The following is a 20,561-nucleotide window of genomic DNA, read 5'->3' as shown; positions in this document are numbered from 1 at the left end:
AAACCTTTTTTTCTAACAAGCCTTTATTCATTTCAATGAAAAAAGGAGAATGTTACTCCTATCTTGACAAGACAGTAACATTCTCCCGACAATCCATTTTTACCAACTTTCTACCTATTTCAACTCAAAGGGTACAATCCCCTTAATATCTCTCGATGAACTTCCGATAACCGCCTCAAACTTGCCCGGTTCGGCTATCCACTCGTGTTTTGTGTCATCGAAGAAGCTCAATGCTTTCTTATCAACCGTCAGCGTCACCGCTTTCTCTTCGCCAGGAGACAGTCTCACTTTTTGGAAAGCTTTCAGTTCTTTCACCGGGCGGGGCAGAGAGGATTTCTTATCGCTGATATAAAGCTGGACGACTTCCTGACCTTCACGGGTTCCCGTATTCTTCACATTGACAGTAAACGAAATCGTATCGTCGGCAGTCATTGTTCTCTTATCAGCAGAAGGTTTGCCATAAGCGAAAGTAGTGTAGCTCAATCCATGTCCGAACGGGAACAACGGTTTGATTTTTTCTTTATCCGCCCAACGGTAACCTACAAAAATATCTTCGTGATAAGTTTCGTTAATGGTATCCCCCCTGTGCTTCGACTTTGCCAATTCTTCTTTATTGCCCGGATATTCACCCAGTTTATGAGCACCCACATCATCCAATTTTACAGGGAAAGTGAAAGGAAGTTTTCCGGAAGGGTTTACGTCTCCCACTAAAACCGAAGCAAGAGCCGTGCCGGCTTCCGAGCCCAAGAACCAGCCTTGAACAATGGTGGGAACTTCATCCACCCAAGGCATAGCCACTGCATTGCCGGAGATATTGACAACAATCAGGTTTTTATTCACCTTTGCCAATTCGCTTATCACTCTATCCTGCGCGTAAGGCAAACCTAAAGAAGCACGGTCCGAATCTTCACAATCCTGATGATTACTCTTGTTCAAGCCACCGAAGAAGATAACATAGTCGGCATCTTTAACCACTTGCAAAGCCTCTGCGAGAAGTTCATCTTCCGAACGGTTGTCTTTCAAATCCTGACCGGTTTTCACGCCGTTATACTCTCCTGTCGGATCGCCTACATACCCACGGGCATATACCACTTCCGCTTTTGAGCCCACACGGCTTTTCAGTCCATCCAACGGAGAAATCTCATATTTCACTTTCAAAGAAGAACTACCACCGCCCACAGTCATCATCTTTATCGCATTTTCACCGATCACTGCGATTTTCTTCGCTTTATTCAAATCGATAGGCAATACGTTACCGTTGTTCTGCAACAATACAATTCCTTCTTCAGCTATCTTACGACCGGCTTGTCCGTGTTCGGGAGAGCCTAAAGAGCCGAACGGTTTATGTGGATCCATCGAAGTACGGAAAATCAGACGAAGGATATTGCTGACTTTCTCGTCCAGTTCTTTTGTTCCGACTTTACCCTCTTTTATCAGTTTCAGGTAAGGGAAAGCCATGTAATAATTATCATAAGCATTACGAGTTCCGGCAGACAAGCCGTTTGTCCACGAACCGAATTCCAAATCCAAACCGTTGTAAATGGCTTGTTCGGTATTGTGCACACCACCCCAGTCAGACACTACCACGCCATCGAAGCCCCATTCATCACGAAGGATGTCTTTAAGCAGACGTTTGTTGTGACAGCCGTGCTGTCCCTGATAAAGATTATAGGAACCCATAATCGACCACGCTCCGCCTTCTTGAACGGCAGCCTTGAAAGCAGGCAGGTATATTTCATAGAGGGCACGGTCGCTCAGATGCACATTGGTGGTATGACGTTTGAATTCCTGATTATTCAGCGCGTAATGCTTTACGCAGGCGGCTACGCCGTTCTCCTGCACACCTTTGATATAAGGAACTACCATAGTGGCAGACAGATACGGGTCTTCACCCATATATTCAAAATTACGTCCATTCAAAGGGGTACGGTAGATGTTCACACCGGGACCGAGCAGAATGTCTTTTTTCCGATAACGCGCCTCTTCACCAATACTTTTCCCATAAAGATGAGACATTTCAGGATTCCATGTGGCGGAAAGGCAAGTCAATGCGGGATAAGCGATACAGGAATCGTTTGTCCATCCTGCCTGATTCCATTCATCCCACAATACTTCCGGACGGATACCGTGAGGGCCGTCGGTAGCCCATACTTCCGGGATTCCGAGACGAGGCACGCCTGCCGAACTGAATTTAGACTGTGCATGAAGCATCTTCACCTTTTCTTCAAGGGTCATCCGGTTCAATGCGTCTTTTACCCGCTCTTCGATTGGCTTATTCGTATCCAGATACACCGGTTTCTGTGCTGAGACAGACAGTGTAGCTATAACAGACAAGCCAAGTAACATTGCTTTGAATTTCATGTTTATTTATGATATAAGAAATAATTTATAATCTATATATAAAGACTCCTAAGCTAAAGTTATCTACTAGTTACGAGCAAAATTATTAATATTTATTATATTTATCGACCAATAAGTCTATCTTCGTATAAAACAGATCGAAATTAAAAGTATATCTATATCCTATTCCACCAACTACCGCATATAAAGGCTGGTCACACTTTGCTTATCCTTATAGAACAGTTTCGCTTTCACGATAGCAGATTGGCAAGCTACCGGAGCTTCCCAAAGCGTCGAATCCATCGTCGGCTCCGTTCCGTCCGTCGTATAGCGTATCTGCCCACCTGCAATGGAAGTATTCGCGTACAGCAGACCGTCTTTGACGGAGAGTCCGGGGTGAGGTAAACGGAAATTTACCCCTATCCGGCTCCAGTAAGGCATTTCCTTCACACTGATTTTTTCATAGAACAACGACAAATCGCGGTCAAAGGCTTGCTGCTCTGCCGTGCCGGAAAGGGTTTCCCAATTCGGGTGCGCATTCCAGCCACGCTCTACCAATCCCATCACTTTCGGGAATATATAATATTCTACCCATTGAAATCCTCGGATAGTTTCAGCAAACAGTTGCGCCTGCACGCCTTTTATATTTTTCCTGCCTGATGTGGTCAGTGCGGTCTTCCCTTTTCCCGCCGCACTTACATCGACCGGATTCCCTGCCATATCCGTACGGGAAGAACGGTAGACATCGTACGGAAGCATGGAGAAGGCTTTGGACTCATCCACATATCCTCCCCAGAAATGTCCCGGTTCGTCGGGATGGGCATCATAAGCCAAGTCCAGATAGAAGTTGTTCACATTGCAGAGAATCACCGGATAGCCGTTGTTGGCTATCTGATAAGGGATTTCGTCTTCTTTCCATTCAGGAACCGTTTTCCATGAGTTGATGCCGGCTGCACATTGGGACAGATAAGTGTGAGTCTCCGGTGTATGTCCCAAAGCCACTTCCTGCCAACCGTTAAAAGATAAATTATACCGTTGCAGGCAATCAACTACCCGGGTAATGAAATACTCCGCCAAATCGTGCGCCTTTGTCATTCCCTGTTCTTTCATCAATGCAACACACAAAGGTGAACCTAGCCAAGCACCTCTTGCCACTTCGTCACCACCCAGGTGGATAGTAGTCAGAGGCACACCGGCTTCTTTATACATAGCCACAATTTCCTGAATCACCTTTTCCATAAAACGATAGGTCGATGGCAAGGCTACATTCATCACATTGTCTGTATAGGCTTGAGCGGAAACATAGCGGGAAGTATCCTGCAAATCACATAAAAGGTATTCATAAGCCTTCTCCGGGTCTGTATCTATGTATTTGTTATAACGTGCTTTCATCGCTACGATAGCAGCACGTGCATGGCCGGGGGATTCTATTTCAGGAATGACCTGCACGTGCCTTTCTGCCGCATATCGTAAGAAGTCTATAAATTCATCACGGGTATAATAACCGTTTCCCGATGTTGCGGAAAGTTGGTCATACCCACCGTTATAAGCGGGATATAAACATTCTTTTTCATCAACGGTATATCCACGCCGTGCTCCAACCGTCGTCAGTTCTTCCAAACCCGGAATTTCCAGACGCCAGCCTTCATCATCCGAGAAATGGAAATGAAGTACATTCAACTTATAGGAAGAGAGTACATCTATCAGTTTCTTCAAGTTATCTACCGTTGTGTAATTGCGGGCAATATCCAGCATTTGTCCCCTATAAAGCAAGTCCGGATAATCCTGAATAGACATTGCTTGCAAGCGTAATGGCTCTTTCTGACCTTTTACCCCTTCCTGTTCTTTTTGCTTTAGCTGTCCTTTTTGTCCTTTCAACAATCCCAATAAAGTTTGCGTTCCGTTAAAGATACCGTGAGATGTATTACTACATATTTCCACCTTTTCATCGGTGATATTCAGCTCATAATACTCTTCGTTTACCACTTTCTTTCCGACAGGAAGATAGTCCAGAACAATAGTAACCGGGGCTTCGGGAACAACTTCCAATCCGTATATCTCCGACAGTTTATCTTTCAACAGCTTCCCTTCGTTTGCAAAATTTTCATGAAAAGTCAGAGCAAGCTGTTTTTCCAATAAGATTTCTCCTTTGGCAGGAATTACTTTCTTGACAGATGGAATGATGTCTGTCTGCTGAAATTCCGAAGGGCCTGCTTTCTGCAGACGCAGATTCGTATCATAAGTCTTTTGCGCAGCAGACTTCTGCCATTCTGTAACAGGCAGCGGGACGATATTCAATGCCACAGGAAGCGGTTTTCCTTTCAATGTACCCGACTGGCTTACCCAATAAGAACCTTCGGGCGCATGGGAGTTTTTCGGAACTTCGCCGCCACACCGAAAAATCACTCTCAGTGAGTCTCCCGGAGCCAATGAGGTAAAACCTGCTCCCGGATACATCTTAAAATAGGTGGCATTTACTTGCTCTACCCGAACCGGTGATGAAGCATCCGGCAGGATTTTACGGGGAAATTGTGAATAGAAAATCTCCCAGTCCTTTCCTAAAGGAGCATCGGAAATGTTCTTCAGTACAAATGAATTCTCATAATATTTGCCATTGCTGTCGTAACTTCCCATTTCCCAAGTCAGAGACACCGGAGCTTTCGCATCATTCGCAGGTTTACAACCGCCCGCCACGAGTAAGACACACAGCCATCCCGCTAATAAAGAAAATCTTATATCGTTCATAAATTTCGTCTTAGTGATTAGTCATGCCACCCTTTGCTTCTCAAATAATCGAGCATATAAGCCGGGGAGTCTGTCTGAAGGATTCGTGCTCCTAGTTTGTTTATCAGATAGCCGTAACTTGCGTCCGGGTCTTTCTGCGCAAGTTCGTCGTCGTGCCCTCCTGCCAGGGAAGCCCACAATGTATTATACCAAATCAGACTTTTCCCCGCCAACCTGCGTTCCATTTTGGCAGGTATCGGACTTGAAGCATTCCGGTAGCACAATTCAAAAGCAACCGGATGTAACTGTTCCATATAATCCTCGACAATTTTTACCGACTTTTCATCATCAATCGTTACGACAGGCATATAGATTACCTTATCCAAATAAGAGCCGAACTCCCGTTTTACCGTTTCCACCGGTTGTCCACCTTTCATGATAACTAAATCGGCTGTACCGGTCTTCTCCAATATGGCATATACGTCATCAAAAATGCTGTAAGCCTTATCCAGATTGACCATGATTTGCCCTTTGGCAGCCAACAACGCTTCTTCCAAGGTAGGAACAGTATGTTCCGTCAACCGACCGTCTTTGTCCTTCAAGCGAAGTTGTTTTATTTCAGCCAATGTTTTGTCTTTTACCTTACCGATACCGTTTGTAGTGCGGTCTACCGTATCGTCATGCATCAGGACCAACTGTCCGTCTTTTGTCTTACGGATATCTATCTCCACAATATCTACTTTCATCTGAATAGCGCTATCAATAGCTGCCACAGAGTTTTCGGGGGCAATACTCCAGTTTCCACGATGCGCTACCACCAGCACTTTATCGAGACGTGGGTTCAATACATCTTTCCGGATAGCCTCCGCCCGCTGTGCAGCCAGGAAACCCGGCTGCAAACAGAACAGTAACAAAAGCACAATAAGCTTGCTTTTCTTCATATCTTTCATCAGTTATTAAATCTTCTTACTTTATTATATTCAACGTTCTAGCTTTTTATTGTTGCAGATACTTTAATACTGCAACTACAATCCGGCATCATAAGCTCCGGGCTGCATCTTGTTTACATTACGGGTTGCTCCACGCTGGTCTACTCCGAAACCGTCTTCACCAACCCAATCGACGAATTGCTGTCCCACAGTTGCATCGAAAGACTTCACTGCGTCAATAACAGCCTGTTTCGTTGCAAATTCATCAATAACATTGGTTATTGTCCATTGGTAAACACCGTCAGTTAGCGAAGCAGCAGGAAGCGTTTGAGAAGAATAGTCCGTATCCGTACCGATAGCTCCCCAACCGACATCTGCCGCCTGGAATACGTTATATCCACCGGAAGTTATATTACCTGCATAAATTGTCCTGGTTCCCGCTCCTTTAGCAAACAGGGAGTTGACAACAAGAGAAGCCCTGGCCCCTGCACGGAATACCCCGTTGGGATTGCCCGAATTTCCTACAATCGTGGTATTGGCAAGCATAAAGTAAGCATCTCCGTTGACGGTAACACTATTATTACTTGTGCCCGTAGTACCAAGTACAGTCGTATTATTCATACAAACATATCCATTTCCGGCATGTATAGCAGTACCCCAGGCTGCCGGTGCATGATTCTCATGCAATAGGCAATTGTTCATAAATAATACAGAAGCAGCATTATTCGTCAAAATGGCTCCCCCCCGATTGGCTCCCCTGTTATTCACAAGTTCTACTCGTTCCAGGAAAACACTTCCTTTGGCTAGCTTAATAGCCGGGCCTGCATCCGAAGCACCTTCACGGTTGAAGTTCTTCACAACACAGTTCTTCAACTGCAAAACAGCATTGCCCGATTGACCTGCCGCCACATAGAATCCATTCACGTCTCCTTTATCGCTTTGTTTATATTGTCCGTCGAAAACACAATCTTCGAAAGTTATATTTATCTGATTTCCCAAACAGAACATTCCGTCAGATGTAGCGGACGCATTGCTGCCTGTATTTCTGACAAAAACAGTCGTATATTTGCTAACATCACGCTTAGTCAGGTCAGTTCCCGTACTTGAAGGGTCATATCCACCTTCAACCGTTATTTCCACCTGCTTGCTATAACCGCTATACTCTACCTTTACGCCGGAATTCTCTTTCGCTATTTCATAAGAGCCCGCAGCTACATAAATCTTCTTGCCGTCCAGTTTGACAGCATTGGCGTTGGAAACCGTACTGTTACTGCTCGTTTGCAGCAAGTTGCGCAATGCATCCACGCCCATTGCATTATCCCAGTCCATACCGGTGGCATTTCCGGCAGGTTGTTCTTTCACATAGTATGCAGTCAGTTGCAGTTCTTCCGCATCTCCGCCCGGCAAAGTACCGCTATCCCATGGAGAAACAACCGGTTCACTGACGGATATGACCGAACCTTCCACTTTTAAAGTGAACTCATAGCATTTTCCGGGTTGCAACTCCGGGATACCAAGCATTACCAAATCCTCACCCAAATAGTTCAAAGAGACAAAAGTAGCAGTTGCCCCAACTTTTCCGGGAGTCACAATGGCAGTATAGCTACAACCATTCTGCCCCGCCTTACCACCTTCGGGAACGGTAATGAAAGGCGATACCAAAGAAGTAGCCTCTACCACTTCCCCATTCGTGTATCCTTGATAAGAACCTATTTTCACTCCCTGCACTTTACCTTGTCCGCCTACATCCGCCAACGTCATTATGACTTTCGCCATTTTCCGGTTCATGCCCAGACGGAGAATACGGGAACCGTCATCCGTAGCATTCTCCACAGTACAAGTCATATAATCGGCATTTGCCAGGTTTTCCAGACGTTGCTGGTTGGTGGGAAGAATAAAGTTAGCAATGCCAGCACCATTAATTACCGGATAAAAGGCGGAATAAGTTACAGGTTCCGTTCCCCATCGCAAATAGTAATTATCGGTCGGTGACCATTTGCCACCGGAGAACACATAGTTCAGATAGCCGTCCTCACAGCTCAACTGAATTTCGTCACCCTCATTAAATTGTTTCTGCTGTTCTCCCGTAGCACCGGGATTACTACGGGTGAAGGCAGTATTTATAACAGCCTCAATCTGAATAGCACCGGAATCATTGCCGTATACCGCCACATCCTTGTCTGTATCACAAGCCGCCATGCCCGTCAATAAGCAGGCAGCCATCATCAGTTTTGTTATCTTCTTCATCGTTTATTTCCTCTTTCTTTAATTCCGGTCGATAAGCTGACCGGTTGCCCAACTCCTGGCTTGCATGTGCATGGCAGCCAGCCGCGCAGTTGTATTTACATTGAGAGTCAAAGTATGCTCCACGCCTTTCTCCAGTTCAATAGCTTCCTTGGCAGACCATATATAGAGCTTTCCGTCATAACTGAAATTGATAGAGAAGTCCTCCGCTATCTTTTGCGGCGGCAGGATACATTCGCAATAATCCGTTCCCTTATAGGGAGCCACGGTAGCTACTGCCGCGTCAGCCGCAGGAACAACCACCGGATCCGCTGCCGACAAATCGCAGATACCGTTTACGACAGCACCGTTGATAGACATATCCCCTAACTTATTCATCTCAGCATCGACCGTTCCATTCACAGTGATTTTTATAATCAGCTTGCTCATGGCATGGTTCAGGGAGATTCTCAGTTTTCCGTCAGCAGTCAAATCCTTTTCCGGATCAACTATCGCTTTCATCAGCAGGAAATCGGAAGACATCACATTGGCTTCTGTCGCCTGATTGGTCAATGCATCAACCGCCAACAGAGCATCCGGAGTAGCTTCACTCACATAAGGTGCATAAGCAATCATCGTAACAGGCGTTCTTTCCGCATCCCACAGCATTTGCTGACCGTCCGATGTGCTCCACACATTGCCGGAACCGACCATCTGTTTGTGATAGTTGTAAGCGGCATTCTCAGCGTTGCGAATCATCAATCCGAAACGTTCCAGATTCGTAGCGTCATACCCTGCACGCGACAGCGGCTCATTCACTTCCGTAATGACACTGATTATCCGTGCTTCAGAAGAACCACCCGTCGGCAGCAATTCATCCTCATTATTCGAGCATCCGGTCAGCCCGATGCCCAAGGCTAGTATATAAAATATCTTTTTCATGTTACAGTCTTTTTACAGTTTAATTCGGCAAAACGGCATCATAAGCACCGGCCTGCATCTTGTTGGCATTACGGGTCGCTCCACGCTGGTCTACTCCGAAAGCATCCTCACCAACCCACTCTACAAACACTTCTCCCAGATTGACAATGGGCGAAGCTACCGGATTGAAACTTTTTGCCACTTCTATCACCGCCTGCTTCGTAGCATATCCTTTCACCGAACCAAGCTGGTTGATATCCCATATATAAACACCTTCCTCATTCAGCGTACCGTTCACCGCATTGGGATAAGCCGTATCAAGAGGACTCATCGTGATGCCTGTGACGCGTTGATAAACATTATAGCCTTTTGAGAAGGCTTCAAAGCTGCTTCCGTTCAGATTGAAACTCGGAGCCGAAGGGTTTTCGGCAATCAAAAGGTTATTGATAAACTTCGTATCCCCACCAATTCCTGTCTCGCAACGGACAGCCCCATGGCTATCACTTGCATTTCCTACAATCGTACTATTGACAAGCAGGAAACTTCCCCCACCATTCAAGGCAGCACCCGTACCTTCATTCTCTATAATCGTAGTATTGTTCATGCAGATATGCCCTTCCGACATCTGAATTCCATTGCCCCATGAACCCGAATGGGAATTACCTTTCAGCAAACTGTTATTCATTAATGCCACAGCAGTCTTACTATTACAACGTACAGCTCCTCCACGACCTACCGACGTATTATCCAGAAGCTTTACATTATTCAGCCGGACTTGTCCCGACAGGATGAAGACAGCCGCTCCCCCTTGTTTAAGAGAAGTCGTCACTGTCGATTTACAATCCCTTATCACACAGTTAGTCAGTTCAACGGAAGTATCCCCCGTACTGCCGCTCACATAGATGCCGCTCCCACATTCGGTAGTACTGGCATCCGCTTCGGACACATACCCGTATTGAAAAGTAACCCCCTCAATAGCAATGATTCCTTTCTTAACCAACAGCAAGCCACAGTCTCCCGCATCCGCCTGCTTATTCCCGTTCACGTCGCCACTGATAACCGTTACATACGTGTCTATATTCCGTGCCGAAACGTCCGTTCCCTCACTAAACTGGCTATATCCGCCTTTAATCGCTTTCACATTCTTGCGGACAATCACGCCAAGCCCGCTCTCTTCAGACATCACATATTTGCCCTGGCTCATATAAATTGTACTCTTGGAAAGGTCGACAGACCCGCTCAACAATTTACGGAAACCCGCCGCATCCAACGCCTGTTCCCAGGAACTACCATCCATCTCACCCTCACCGAACTGGGTTACAAAATAACTTTCCAGTCCCTTCTGCATTATGACCTCTTCGTCCAAATCATCATCATAATCGGTCATCATAGGCGGGTCTATCATCTCATAGTTTTCCTGGCATCCCTGTGCCAACAGGATAATGAAAACCAGCATACACAGCTTCGATATTATGAATAAACTATTTCTCATTTTATTTCTTTTTTAACTTGTACATTAGATAAGAATAATCGTAAAAATCACCGATTTCATCGGGCAATATCAGGATAGCCCGGATTCTGTTTCAGGTATTCGTTCTGTTCCAGTTGCGTCTGCGACAAGGGGAACAGTTCATAATGATTGTCCGCATCCCGTGACTTATCCCACCATGCTTCCTGATACCTGCCAAAACGAATCAAGTCTGTACGCCGGCGGCTCTCCGCCAGGAATTCACGTCCCCATTCATCGAGCATTTCTTTCATATCAAGCACCACATTACCTTCCGGCTGGTAAGCGATATTGGCTGTAAAGTTCTCATAATTGCGCTTGCGCACGCTGTTCAGCAACTTGCCCGCTTCGCCTGCCTGTCCGAGACGGAGAAGACATTCCGCTTGCGAATAGATAATCTCCGCCAGACGTATCTCCGTATAGTCCGATTCAATATAATATCCTCCCGTGAACGGGTAGAACGGGTATTTCACACAATAAAGACCTGAGTTGAAGTCACCGTTCCCCAGCTTTGATTCCTTATAAGCCGGATTAGAGATATAACCCGATTCGGCATTTCCCTCGAAACGTCCCACTTGGTCGCGCAGGTAAAGTACATATTGATTATCCGGATTCTTGGCATATCCTCCACTCACAGCGGAGTTCGCAATCTTACCTTCGAGGAAGAACATACCTTCCCGTGTGTTATTGCCCGTATTTACATATTGCTTATAACGGACATCTCCCGGATATTTGGCAAACTTCCGGGTAACCATCCCCAGTTCATAGTCGAACAGCTCGCGGGGTTGCTGATTGTCATAGCTCGGTGAAAGCGCGTATTTTGGGTTCCGTTCGCCATTTCCCTCTATTTTCAGGTAATAGGCACTGCCATAAGGCAAACCACGTCCGTAAACCGTTCTCCTGTCATTTTGCAAATGCCAACTAGTCAGCCCGTAAGAACCGGGGAAACCGAATATCACTTCATTACACATCTCGTTATTCCAGTCGAAAGGCTCATACCAATTGTCGGCAATCGCGTAATAACCGAATTCTCCGCCCGTGATGCGGTTACATATATCAATACATTCCTGCCATTTGGGCTGGCCAATCCATTTTTCCGCATTGAGATAGAGACGTACCAGTAAAGAAGCAGCGGCAGCTTTCGTAAATTGCCCCTGTTGGGCACCATTGCCGGATTGCCCGCTCTTTGAGGGTAAGGCTGTCAAACAGTAGTCTTTCAATTCACTTTCGATGAAATCGAACAATACCTGTGGAGCAACTTGCTTCCGGTTTTCCGGTTGCTCATTCACCGCCTGGTCTGAGGTGGTAGTCAGGATGCAGTTACGATGTGTATTCAACAGACGAAGATACCCCCAGGCACGCATACAGCGCAACTGTGCCTTGAAACTCTCAAATTCACTGTCACTCAAACCAAAGGAAGACGGATTCAACTGGCTCAAATCATCCAGTACCATATTACATTGGGCAATGCCTACATAAAAGTTCTCCCATTCACTCAGCCAATCACCCTGATTAATATCATCATATTGGTGGCGGTGGTACATTTCCCACAGACCGCCATCGTACCACCAGGTGCCACGGGTAGGAGTAATAAACTGGTCGGCCGGCAGTTCTTCGTTCTCATGACGTATCCAGATACAGCAGTACATATGTTCAAAAGGACGAAAAACAGCATTGATGACATCCTGCTTCGTGTTATAGTAGTTTTTAGACATCACCTGGTCGTACACCGTTTCCGACAGGTCGGTACAGGACGGCAAGCCCAGCACCGTGCCCGCCATCAGACCTAATCCTATGATATATTTTGTTATTTTCATAATCGTTCCTTTTTTAAAAACTAACTTGTAAACCTAAAATAAACTGGAAAGCAGACGGATAATAGTTGTATCCTCCCCCGAAAGTACCCGGTGTCAGACCATTGACTTCGTAAGTGGAAGGGTCTACACCCGTGAATTTCGTAAACGTATAGAGATTGTTGGCTGTACCGAACAAACGTATTTTCTCGATATACTTCTTATTCAAGTTCATCGTATATCCCAAAGTGATGTTATCTATCTTCAGGTAATCGCCCGGTTCGATGAAATAGTCGGTTATCACGTTCTTGCCGGTCGTGATATGCGCGTTCTTCGAATAAGCAGTCGTTAGCTGGTTGGTACTCATGCTCTGCAGTCCAAAGTAGAAATCATGTACATTGAAGATATCGAATCCGGCAGCACCACGGAGGGCAACGGTCAAATCAAAGTTCTTGTAAGTGAAATTATGCGTCATGGAGCCGGTGAATTTCGGCAGACCGTTGCCGGTCACTGCCTTGTCTTCTTCCGAACCCTGGGCTATCGGGATGACATTGCCTTTCTTGTCGTAAATCAGCCAGTCGCCTTTCTTGTCTACGCCTGCATAACGGTAGGTGAAGTAATTGCCAATGCGTTCGCCTTCTTCAATCCGTTGCAAGTATCCCGGATTGTTAGGATTCGCCATGTTGCAGGTCGAGTAATATTTCTGTCCCTTATAGACATCGTTAGAGAAACTGACAAACTTATTATTATTGGTAGCGCCCACCAATGTGAAACTATAAGTGAAGTCCTTCGTACGCACGGCATTCACCGTCACATCGAGCTCGAAGCCTGTATTGCGGAGCGTACCTACATTGGCATATATAGTGGTGAACAAGTTGGGTGGCACGGATACGGAGTAACTACCGAGCAAATCGCTTTGTTTACGGTGGAAATAGTTAAATGAACCGGTCACTTTGTGTTTGAAGAGTGAAAAGTCCAGACCGATATTCTGATTGTGTCCCTTTTCCCAGCGAAGTTCTGAGTTGACGTTCTTGCTCGGCCCCCATACATGGAAGTTATTGCCGTTATACTGATACCAGCCATAAGCTCTATATGTAGCTAAAGACTGGTAGTTTCCTATCTCCTGATTACCGGTGACACCGTAGTCATAACGCACCTTCAAGTCGTCAATCCACGAAAGTCCTTTCATAAACTTCTCGTCCGAGATACGCCAGCCTACGGATACCGCAGGGAAATTACCCCATTTGTGATTCTCACCGAAGCGGGAAGAACCTTCGTGGCGCAAAGAGAAAGTGAACAGATAGCGTTCCTTCCAGTCGTAGTTGACACGGCCGAAGAAGCTGATTAGTTTATGGTCATTCTTGTAAGAACTCATCATTGTCTTTCCTTCTTTCGCCGCTTCCAGACCGGAGCCGAGATTGTTGTACATCAAGCCGTCAGAAGAGAAATCCCAGTTTTCCGCTCCCATTCCCGAACTTACGCCATAATTATAGCTGTAACCTACCATCGCACGAATCTGATGTTCCTTGATGCGTGTGGAGAAGTTGGTCACCCATTCCAGATTGTTACTGGTACTCTTGTCAAAATCGCGGCTCGCTTTCCCGGCAACGCTTGAATTGACATTAGGGCCATAGGTGGACGGAGTGAACCATCCATTGAACTTATCTACCTGATATTGGGAAACTGTCACTTGTGATTTCAGCACCATATTCGGGTTCTTCGGATTGAACAGGGGAAGCAGGTTGACGGCAGCCGTAGCGTTCCACTCCAACAGCTTGATTTCCGTTCCGTTCTCCTCCTCATTCAGTTGCTCGACGATATTGGAACTATCCCCGCCGGAAGGGAAACGATAGTAGCCATTGGCAGATTCGGAATCATAAACAGGCATGGTCGGGTTATTCTTGATAACACTGCCGTAAACGCTTGCCGATTTGTTCCGGTCAATTACGCGTGGAGTCATATTGGCGGAGAATGTAAATAAGCCGTCTTTAGTAGTATGGCTGATAGTGGCACGCGCACCGTATTCGCGACGGTCGGAACGCAGGTCGATACCTTGTGCTTTGCGGTAGTCGGCAGTCACGCGGTAATTGGTTCTCGCATTACCACCGGAGAAGGTCAATGTATGCATGTGCGTTACCCCCAGGCGGGTAACGGCATCGAACCAGTCTGTGGTAGCTCCCATATCTGAAAGCGGATTGGATACCGTACGGTAAGCGCGATATTCTTCCGCGTTCATTATATCCAGTTCTTTCTTTGCCTTATTGAAAGTAACAGCAGCGCTATAAGTAGTATGCACCTCTCCGTCTCTCGTCCCTTTTTTCAGATTCACCAGAATAACACCGTTGCTGCCCCGTGTACCGTAGATGGCGGAAGCTGCACCGTCTTTCAATACATCGATAGATTCAATATCGGCAGGATTGATATTTGTCATATCACCACCCGGCACTCCGTCAACGACTATCAACGGTCCCAAGCCTGCATTACGGGAAGAAATACCACGAATCTGAATACTTCCCGTACTGTTCGGGTCGGCCAAAGCCGTATTCGAGACCGACACACTGGATACCTTTCCCTGCAAAAGCATGGAAGCATCGAGACTGGAAATCTGATTCAGGTCTTTCGCGCCGACATGGGAGATAGCCGAAGTCATTTCTTTCCTTTTCATCGTGCCGTAACCTACTACCACCACTTCATTCAGGGCAGTCGATTCTTCTTTCAGTACGATTCGCAAAGACTGGCGGTCTTTGATAGCTATTTCCTGTGTTTCATAGCCGATATAAGATACTTTCAGGCGACCGTTTTGCGGAGCATTTACCTGAAATTTACCGTCTATATTTGTAATGGCACCTTGCTTTGTCTCTACAACCACCACCGAAGCACCGATGACAGGTTCGCCCTTCTCATCGATTACCGTACCGGATATTTTACGTTCCTGCTGTACTTCCAAAGAAGTTCCCCTTGCCTGAATGCCGGAAAACAGCATCAGCAATACAGCCAACAGACAGGTACACGTCTTGCAATGAATATTTCTCATAAATAGATGATTTTTATATTAGATGATAAAGTTAACGTAGTCCTCTCGCTTGCAATGCGGGAATCAACAAGTCCGGCACATCGGTCTGTATCATGCATACCATGGGGTAGATTTGCAGCAGTTCGTCCAGATAGTCCTCGTTCAGCGTCCATTCGGAAACACTGCTGCCACTTGCGGGAAGCATATTCACCGTAGCCAACATACCATCATTGATAGAACTTCCCAAAGGAGTGCTTTTTCCATTTGTCAGGTAGCTGTATTGCACAAAATAATTGCCCGGCAATCCTATCATCGGCTTGTGGTTTCCCGTCCATGTGTAAACATGGGCTTTGGAGGTGATGCCCAGCACTTCTTCCGCTTTCTGCACACTGTTGCAATAAAAGAATACAGACTCCATCATGTCAAGTTTCATCACGATGTCTACTACCTGCTGCGAGGAAGCCGTACGCGGGGAATAGTCAAGATTGAAATAGATTCTGCCACGTCCCGCTTTCAGGAATTCTTCAAGGGTGGGCATCTTTTCATCGGTCACCCGGCCGTTCCGGTCTTTCAAATTATACTGTTGCAGTTCCGCATAGGTCATTTTAGTGATGTCACCTGTGCCGTTAGTAGTGGCATTGATTGTCTGGTCGTGGCATACCACTACTACTCCGTCACTTGTGACGTGTGTATCGCACTCTATCACTTCGGCTCCCGAATCAATGGCATCTTCTACGGAAGACACCGAGTTCTCGGGGACAGTCCTGTCCGTGGTATGTGCACGGTGTGTCATCACCCATACTTTCTTGTTAGACGACTCCCTGAATTGCTTCATCGCTTCCGTCAACGCCAACAGATTGTAAATGCGGATTCTTTTCTGCACCTCATACTGACCTGCCGTGACGTGCAAAATATAGTCACCGCTTTGAGTATAGGCATGAGTGACAGCTTCGGCAGCTTTACCATTCTTCACCGTTCCATCACCAAAATCGACAGTAATATCGGTACTTCCATCAATGTTGATAAACTTGACCTCTACCACCTCTTTCAGCATGGCGCGGGTACTTGTTTGCAGGTAAGGGTTCTTTTTCACGGAATCATCATCAGAGCAAGCGATGCAAACTATTCCACATATACATAGAATAACCCAACACCATAACCAACTCACAGACTGACGTTTCGTTCTTCTTCCTTTTTCCGGTATGGAAAAATGCAATAAATCATTTTTCATGTGTGTTTTTATAAAGGTTAATAAAAAAGAAGTTCCCGGGGCGGAAGAATGTATTACTTCCGCTCGGTTATGACAAAAATAGATGGAAATGACACGATAAAAAATAGCCAATAAGATATAAGTGGACATTCACAACATTCGCAAAGCACCAACATATTGACAAACAACATATTAACACATATCATGCCCGCATCAAAAGGTAGATTTGATACAGACCTATTTACCGGATTTTAGCTACCAAATCTTCAAAATCTTCGCGTGAAACACGTGCTTTGGTCTTCACTCTCGAACGATAATTATAGATAGTATTCACCGAATAATGCAGAAGCTCCGCAATCTGCGAACTGTCCTTGATGCCGAGGCGTATCAAAGCAAAAATCCGCAATTCCGTATTGAGCAATTCGTCCGGCTTCAAGACAATTTGTTCTTCGGGCAGCAATAATTTATTAAGGGATTCCACAAAGTTCGGGAAAAGGTGTAGGAAAGCGGAATCGAAGTTCGCATATAGTTCCTGCACCTCAACGGTCACAATATCATTGCTGAGATGTGTCATTTTCAACAGTTCGGCTACTTGTCCCCGCTGCAACTTCTTATTTACCAGCTTTCTGTATGCCTGCAGACGGTCTACATAAACGGAACATAGTTTGAAGAAACGGGCAATATAGGCTTCTTTGATAAGATTAGATTCGGAAAGGTCTAAATTTGTGGAACGAAGATGCCGGTTGACTTCTTCCAATTCTTCATTCAGTGAGAAGAGTCGTTCGTTCACCTCCTGTAACCCTTTCTTGGCAACGGAAAGGGCTTTCATCTGCCGATAAATGTAGATTAACGCTATCACCAGCAATAGTGCAAGCAGGGCTACACATACGATATAAATCAGCAGTTCCTTGTTTTGTTTCCTGATGATATCCTGATAATTCCCGTTTATCATGGAAAGCGGAGTAATATTCATCCAACTACGCAACCGCGTTTTATAGAATTGCGATATTTCCCAGGAGAAGTTGATATATGCATACGCACGTTTCAAATCTCCTTTTTCGTGCAACTCCTGTGCCAATACCATCAAAGAAGATTGTTCCTTGATAGCGGAACGTACGTCCGAAATAGCTGAAAGAACCAAGTAATATAAATGCTCGTCTTTCTTTCCCATACTCTCGAAAAGACGGAAACGCTGATACGCCACCAATGCATATTGGGGTGTGCCGAACGAAGATTCCGAAAGCCGTCGGTCACTGAATTCAAGGGCTTCATTATACTTCCCTGCTTCTTTCAGTTGAGTTTCGCGCAACCACAGGTAGGTATCCGAAGCGGGTTCCAAAACTACCAGCATGGAATCCCGATAAGCACGGCTCAACTTGAAATAATGCGATGAAAACATCCGGTATCGCGGCTGCGCCGCTCCTGCTTCGGCATATACGTGTTCATAACATGTATAGTAATATCCCAAAAGCGACTGGGGAAGTGACGGACGGTCTATTGAGTTAAGTATGTCCGCCGCTTCCATATACATTCCGATGGATGATAACAGATAGGACAGTTCCAACTGAATTTTAAGTTCACGTTCCCCATCGTTCAACTGCCGTGCCAGTAATCTGTTTTCATTCAGATAGTGAAGTGCGGAATCAGAACTATACGCCTTGTATTCGGAATAAATCCTATTATTCAGATTATATCGTTCGATGGAAACAGGTGGTGTCTTTCCAGCTTCTCTCTTTAGCTCACGAAGCCTGTTCTCCTTAATCTGTACATAAATATCGGCTTCCTTAATGGTTTTATCAAGTACATTCAACAGAGAATCCAGGCTCTCACCAGCAAAGACTGGATGGCAGGAAAAGAAAAGCAGGAAATAGAGTAGACAGTTCTTTTTCATCGGGCGGACAGGCTTTAGTAAGTATAGGATAATAGAGATTAACCGGACAAATGTAGAGAAAATCTTCGTATTTCAACTATAAAAAGTACATAAATTAAGGGAAAGAAATAGCTCATAACCTGCGAAAATGAACAAAACATCTCTTCTTATAAAATGAAAAAGGGTTCTTCGTCAAATTTGGTGGTACTTCTTCTATTGTGAATAAAGAATCTTGGCTCTCAGTAGTTTACTTCCTGCCCTATTGTACATCTGTCTTTTTACTGCTTTAATTTTATTCACTGTCCCCTCCAATAATCCGTTACTGAAGGGGATATCAATAGCTGCCTGTACTGCCTCCCAGTCTTTTTCAATACCATATGCAAAGTTCGTCAGTGCCATATTCCGTGTTGCCTTCGCTTTTTCAATCCACTTTCTAATATCCTTATCATAAGTATTCCCATTAATCATATCTCTGAAATTCTGACACACGCTTAAGAGTTCTTTAATCTGTGGTGAGGATTTATACAGTTCCGCTAGTTTAGGATTATCCGATTTTCCCTTTAGAATGTATTTGCGTATCTGATTCTGTGAAACTCTCTGTGTTTTACTTCCGTTTTCAATGCTCTCATTATGCTCTTTGACTTCCTTCCTCTTTTGTTGATACATTTTTCGCAAGCTGGATGTTATCCTTCCAATAAGTGCGCCACTGATTTTACTCCCCATTTTTTGTGCCAATATTTTTCGGGTAATACAGCCCGCACTAATGATTGTAGCCAGTTCGGATACATATTTAAGAGCTGTCTTCTGTTGCTCATTCAAGTATGCCCCTATTCTCCTGTTGTGAATGAGTTTATAAATGTAGCGACTTTTCTTGCCCAAATGTGTGGCTGTCTGCTCAATGGTCATCCCCTACATTTTTAAGTTCAGGCTTTCCCTGTATATCTTCAATTTTTCTCTGTGTCGGACATCTCCCATGTTAAATATGTCCTGAAGAATTAACGAAGAAGCCGTGTCTCTGTCAGGATATTCGTACTTGAGCTTTTGCTTGGTCTGACGAATCATTTTCTCTATTTCCGGTATCATCGTGTCCGTCATATTCTTGGTTAGATGGAACCGGTCGCAGATTTGTGTAACACCAGGGATTATTCTGTTTATAGCCTCTGTGAAACATCTTCCACGGTCTCTCGTTATATATTGTATCTGAGGATTCCGGGTGAGCCAGTTATCAAGCGCTTCTCCGCTTCTATCCTCTAACAAAGCAATAGGCATGTGTGTCATCTGGTCTACGACCACACTCATATAATCCTTACCTTTTTTATAGGCAAAATCATCAATACCTACATAAATACTTTTATTATGCATAGGATTATGTTGCCCGTACTGTTGTAGGATGCGTAAGCAGGAAGAGCTACTGGCCGTTATATGGAACAGTTGCAAAAGAGAAGAGGCCTTTCGAGAAGTAAGTTCCAAGCTTATCGATCTGATGCGTTCCTCAACAAGATAGCTCCATCTACCATACCGACGAGCCAGAAAAGACAACGGTTCGCAGAATATTTTTTGCGGACAAGAAATATTGTCACAATAATATTTGCCAACCTTTATGACTAACTCCAAACTATGACCGTAAACTTCAAGATCCTGAATATGACGGGAGTAGTAACTGTGCAACCGGTGACTGAAATGTCCGCAATAAGGACAGGAAGCCCCCTTGCCAGCCGTATGTAAAAGACCCTCAATGAGCCAACTGCTTCAGAGATACCATCTTGTTGCAGATTATCGTAGCCAAGACTGAAGCTGAAATCATGGAATAATCCCCTATTTGTAGGAGTATTTTCTTTTTTTGATGTATATTTGTACGTTGTAGATATGGCTTGTTGCATGGTAACTTTTAATGATGTGGTGTCTTTAAAGTTACTAAAAAGCAAACATATCTACAACTTTTTATAGGATTAAGAAAGAAGAAGACCGTTGAAATAAAAAAGAGATTACCACCAAATTTGACGAAGAACCTGAAAAAGTGAAAAACATCTG

The 20,561-nt window shown here is 45.1% G+C and carries 13 protein-coding genes; all 13 read right to left on the bottom strand.

The window, feature by feature from the left end; all coding sequences use genetic code 11:
- Positions 1 to 114 precede the first annotated feature (114 nt).
- Complete coding sequence (locus ACGHVY_RS16120; protein WP_390599892.1) at positions 115 to 2,361, bottom strand: glycoside hydrolase family 3 C-terminal domain-containing protein; 2,247 nt, start codon at positions 2,359 to 2,361, stop codon at positions 115 to 117.
- A gap of 174 nt (positions 2,362 to 2,535) precedes the next feature.
- Positions 2,536 to 5,085, bottom strand: coding sequence for a family 20 glycosylhydrolase (locus ACGHVY_RS16115; protein WP_390599890.1), 2,550 nt, complete (start codon positions 5,083 to 5,085; stop codon positions 2,536 to 2,538).
- A gap of 17 nt (positions 5,086 to 5,102) precedes the next feature.
- Positions 5,103 to 6,005, bottom strand: coding sequence for a glycerophosphodiester phosphodiesterase family protein (locus tag ACGHVY_RS16110; RefSeq protein WP_390599888.1), 903 nt, complete (start codon positions 6,003 to 6,005; stop codon positions 5,103 to 5,105).
- A gap of 84 nt (positions 6,006 to 6,089) precedes the next feature.
- Positions 6,090 to 8,240 carry a fimbrillin family protein gene (locus ACGHVY_RS16105; protein ID WP_390599886.1) on the bottom strand — a complete coding sequence of 717 codons (2,151 nt, stop codon included), beginning with the start codon at positions 8,238 to 8,240 and terminating at the stop codon, positions 6,090 to 6,092.
- A gap of 18 nt (positions 8,241 to 8,258) precedes the next feature.
- Complete coding sequence (locus ACGHVY_RS16100) at positions 8,259 to 9,158, bottom strand: fimbrillin family protein (RefSeq protein WP_390599884.1); 900 nt, start codon at positions 9,156 to 9,158, stop codon at positions 8,259 to 8,261.
- Between the two features lie 19 nt (positions 9,159 to 9,177).
- Positions 9,178 to 10,629 (bottom strand): right-handed parallel beta-helix repeat-containing protein, encoded by a 1,452-nt coding sequence (locus ACGHVY_RS16095; RefSeq protein WP_390599882.1) that lies wholly within the window; start codon positions 10,627 to 10,629, stop codon positions 9,178 to 9,180.
- 56 nt (positions 10,630 to 10,685) lie between these two features.
- A complete protein-coding gene (locus ACGHVY_RS16090; protein ID WP_308744110.1) occupies positions 10,686 to 12,461 on the bottom strand; it encodes a RagB/SusD family nutrient uptake outer membrane protein in 1,776 nt (591 codons plus the stop codon).
- 13 nt (positions 12,462 to 12,474) lie between these two features.
- Entirely contained in the window at positions 12,475 to 15,471 is a 2,997-nt protein-coding gene (locus ACGHVY_RS16085; RefSeq protein ID WP_390599879.1) for a SusC/RagA family TonB-linked outer membrane protein, read from the bottom strand.
- A 31-nt stretch (positions 15,472 to 15,502) separates the two neighbouring features.
- The gene (locus ACGHVY_RS16080) at positions 15,503 to 16,681 is read right to left on the bottom strand and encodes a glycerophosphodiester phosphodiesterase family protein (protein WP_390599877.1); all 1,179 of its coding nucleotides are present in this window, start codon (positions 16,679 to 16,681) and stop codon (positions 15,503 to 15,505) included.
- 220 nt (positions 16,682 to 16,901) lie between these two features.
- Positions 16,902 to 18,551: a DUF6377 domain-containing protein gene (locus tag ACGHVY_RS16075; protein WP_390599875.1), complete on the bottom strand. Its 1,650-nt coding sequence runs from the start codon at positions 18,549 to 18,551 to the stop codon at positions 16,902 to 16,904.
- Positions 18,552 to 18,743: 192 nt separating this feature from the next.
- Entirely contained in the window at positions 18,744 to 19,436 is a 693-nt protein-coding gene (locus tag ACGHVY_RS16070; protein ID WP_390599873.1) for a transposase, read from the bottom strand.
- Between the two features lie 3 nt (positions 19,437 to 19,439).
- The gene (locus tag ACGHVY_RS16065; protein WP_390599872.1) at positions 19,440 to 20,198 is read right to left on the bottom strand and encodes a transposase; all 759 of its coding nucleotides are present in this window, start codon (positions 20,196 to 20,198) and stop codon (positions 19,440 to 19,442) included.
- Positions 20,135 to 20,410 carry a hypothetical protein gene (locus ACGHVY_RS16060; protein WP_390600994.1) on the bottom strand — a complete coding sequence of 92 codons (276 nt, stop codon included), beginning with the start codon at positions 20,408 to 20,410 and terminating at the stop codon, positions 20,135 to 20,137. Before ACGHVY_RS16060 ends, ACGHVY_RS16065 begins: the two co-directional genes overlap by 64 nt.
- Between the last annotated feature and the right edge of the window lie 151 nt (positions 20,411 to 20,561).

The organism is Bacteroides sp. f07, from assembly GCF_042854785.1.
Taxonomy (GTDB): Bacteria; Bacteroidota; Bacteroidia; order Bacteroidales; family Bacteroidaceae; genus Bacteroides.
This window is presented reverse-complemented; position numbering and strand designations above follow the sequence as displayed.